Raw genomic sequence first — 3,166 nt, forward strand, 5'->3', positions numbered from 1 at the left:
AGGCAAAAGGAAATCAAAATTCGTTTAACGGATGAAGAACATCAAGCCCTTTTAGATCGTTGCACTACCGCCAGTCTTGCCAGTTGGATGCGTGAAACTTGTTTAAGTGAAAAGCGCACTAAGCAAAGCAAAGTTATTGAAGTAGACCCAAAGTTATTAAGACAACTAGCAGGCATTGGAAATAACCTAAATCAAATTGCTAGATTGGTGAATCAAGAAAGCAAAGCCAGTTCAGCAATAGACCGTATAGCAATAATCACAGCGTTATCAGGTATAGAGCGAGAGCTTAAAAGGTTGCACGATGATCATAAAAATACATAGCCGTGGTGTTGGTTCAGGTAGTGCGCCTGTAGATTATTTATTGGGTAAAGATCGTGACCGAGAAGATGCAAGGCTTGATCGTGGCGACCCTGAACAAATGATTCAGTTAATTGACAGCAGTAACTATGCTCAAAAATATACATCGGGCGTTTTATCGTTTGCAGAACGTGATTTAGAAGAACACCAAAAGCAACAGATCATGGACAGTTTTGAACGTGCGTTGATGCCAGGTCTTGATAAGGATCAATATTCAGTTTTATGGGTGCAGCATCAAGATAAAGACCGCTTAGAGCTTAATTTCGTGGTCGCAAATGTTGAACTTCAAAGCGGTAAACGCCTACAGCCGTATTTTGATCGTGCAGATCGCCCACGGGTGAACGCATGGAAAGACCTTGTAAACGACCATTACGACTTAAAAGACCCTAATGACCCATTAAATAAACGTGAGCTATGTACGCCTAATAATTTGCCTAGAACCAAAATTAAAGCCTGTGAAGCGATTACAGACGGGCTTTTGAGTGTGGCAGAGCGTGGCGATTTGAAAAATCGTGATGATGTAATTAAAACCCTTGAGGGTGCAGGGTTTGAGATAGCACGAACCACCAAAAAAAGTATCAGCATCAAAGACCCCGATGGGGGGCAAAATATACGCCTAAAGGGGGCAATCTATGAGCAAGATTTTAGATTTGGCAAAGAACTTCGAGCAGACATCGAGCAAGCAAGCGAAAGATACAGAGCAAGTCGTGGCGACAGAGTTCAAGAAGCACGAGCAACGCTTGATAGACTTGTTGAGCGAAAACGAGAAAGCAATAAGCAACGCTATCCAAGAGCAGAACAAACGCCTATTGCCGACTATGTTAAAAACTTGGAGCATCGTAGCCATAGCCATCGTGACAGCGCTTTTACTGATGTGGGGCATCCTAACCTATCAGAGCAAGAAAATAGCCCAGAATGCAGAGATTATGGCTCAACAGGAGATAGCTATCCAAGAGTTAGCGAACAAGGGGGGCAACGTGAAATTACAGGATTGTATCGACGACAAGAACCGCAAGCGATTATGCGTTTTAGTGAACAAGGACGCAGGGAGTTGGGGCAAGGGCAGTCTTATGGTTCCGATGGGGTATTAACAGATGACCGAATTAGAAAAGCTCTTACTCGAAGCCTTGGAGCAAGCACAGGCACAGCAACAGCAGAGGGAAGCCGATTTACTCAAGATGTTCGAGAGTACGAGGCAGGACAATTTCAACGTGAGAAAAGCCTTCAAAGATTTCTTAGACAATATGAGGGAAGCCGACCAGACGAGAAGCACCAACTTGAGCAACTTAGTACGGCAGGTGAACAACTTGAACGATCAACTAGAGGGCTTCAAGACACAAAATTCAACCTTGACCAAGCAATTACAAGTGCTAGAAATGCAAGTCAGCAAGTTAAAGAAATAAACACACCAAAACGAGAATATTATCGTGGGATGTAGTTCAAATTGCCTTAAGTTGCCTTAAGTTGCCTTAATCTTCTGATTAAGTAATAAAAAAACCCGATAACTCTTGCAAGTTATCGGGTTTTTCCTTTAAATTTGGCGGGTACAGTTATTTGATGTTACAGCATCAATTAACGAATGATCGGAGGTTTAGCGACCGTCACGATATTCACCTTACGGCTTATGTACCACACCTTATATTTTAAAGCAGTGATACAGATTAACAAGCCCCAAGATTGAAACTTTCGTTAAATATGTGAATAAAACCATCAAATAAGACCTCTAAGGTCGAGCTTTGTCTACTTCTGTGCGTCCGTTTTTCGGTTAGACACATATAACGTGTGGTAGGAATAAGTGTCACTGGCGTTATATGGCAATAGTCGAAAGGCTAAACCGCTTACAGGGGAACTTCACATAGGCGGAGCGTTGGGAGTAGTTATATTGGTCTGTTTAATTGCATGTTGGGGAAACCCTCGCAGAGATACAGCCTTATAGCGACAAGGAGCGTGTGGAGCATAGGCGCAAAGCCTTGAGTCCTTGTCTGCATAGTCAGCAAAGCTATGTGCGGATACGACCGATATACGTGGCTCCGAAGCCAAGATATATGCGGAACATCGGCAATACTTAAGGGAAATGACTTTTTTTTAAAAGTCAGCCCTTAGGGTGAGTATTGCCGAAACTCTCTCAACCGTTCACCAAAGCCAAAGGGCTTGCCCGACGCTTTGGGGGCGAGTTGAGAAGTTGAGAGCATTTGCTTTTGCTCTTTTATTAATAATTATTATTTTAAAAAAATTACTATTTAAGGGAATTAGCAACGGTTGTGGGCAAAGACTTTGCCTGTGCAATAAACCTGTGTGCAACTCAACGTATAAATCTGTGATTTATGCGGAGTTGTGCATGGTGTTTATGCATAGATCAGCAAAGGCGGTCGTTTACGATTGTCCATAATCTTGCAATGACCATCCAATACCGACTAATCACAGATAGCCTTTGATCACATGCAACAACATTCATGCTGAATATTGTCGGCCTGCAATCAACATGCTATTGTGATTAAGAGCCAGCACACACAAAGGGGACTTTCCTAACTACGTTAGAAAATTCCCTTTTGTGAGACTGGTTCAGGGGCTTCACCCCCGACACCCCCGAAAACCGCCCAAATAAAAAATCATAGATTTTCTATTTGAACGGTTACAAACCGAGGATCTCATTTAGTCATGACTAAAAAAGAAATTGTTAAAAGGCAAAAGGAAATCAAAATTCGTTTAACGGATGAAGAACATCAAGCCCTTTTAGATCGTTGCACTACCGCCAGTCTTGCCAGTTGGATGCGTGAAACTTGTTTAAGTGAAAAGCGCACTAAGCAAA

Annotated in this window: 2 protein-coding genes and 1 pseudogene; all 3 read left to right on the forward strand. The window is 42.5% G+C overall.

The window, feature by feature from the left end; translation table 11 throughout:
- Positions 1–12: 12 nt before the first annotated feature.
- The 3 genes and pseudogenes from mobC (at position 13) to FTV48_RS15260 (ending at position 1,448) form a co-directional block, all read left to right on the forward strand.
- Entirely contained in the window at positions 13–321 is a 309-nt protein-coding gene (mobC, locus tag FTV48_RS14275; RefSeq protein WP_373683537.1) for a plasmid mobilization relaxosome protein MobC, read from the forward strand.
- A 97-nt stretch (positions 322–418) separates the two neighbouring features.
- Positions 419–667, forward strand: a pseudogene (locus FTV48_RS15255) (relaxase/mobilization nuclease domain-containing protein); the annotation flags it as partial.
- Between the two features lie 322 nt (positions 668–989).
- On the forward strand, positions 990–1,448 hold the full coding sequence (locus tag FTV48_RS15260) for an MbeB family mobilization protein (RefSeq protein ID WP_373683538.1): 459 nt from the start codon (positions 990–992) through the stop codon (positions 1,446–1,448).
- Positions 1,449–3,166 lie beyond the last annotated feature (1,718 nt).

The sequence above is a fragment of the Acinetobacter sp. YH18001 genome, assembly GCF_013416975.1.
In the GTDB taxonomy this organism is placed as follows: domain Bacteria; phylum Pseudomonadota; class Gammaproteobacteria; order Pseudomonadales; family Moraxellaceae; genus Acinetobacter; species Acinetobacter pseudolwoffii.

Bases quoted from the DNA above. Each gene is read 5' to 3' on its own strand.
- FTV48_RS15260 (WP_373683538.1), top strand. From the start codon at position 990: ATGAGCAAGATTTTAGATTTGGCAAAGAACTTCGAGCAGACATCGAGC.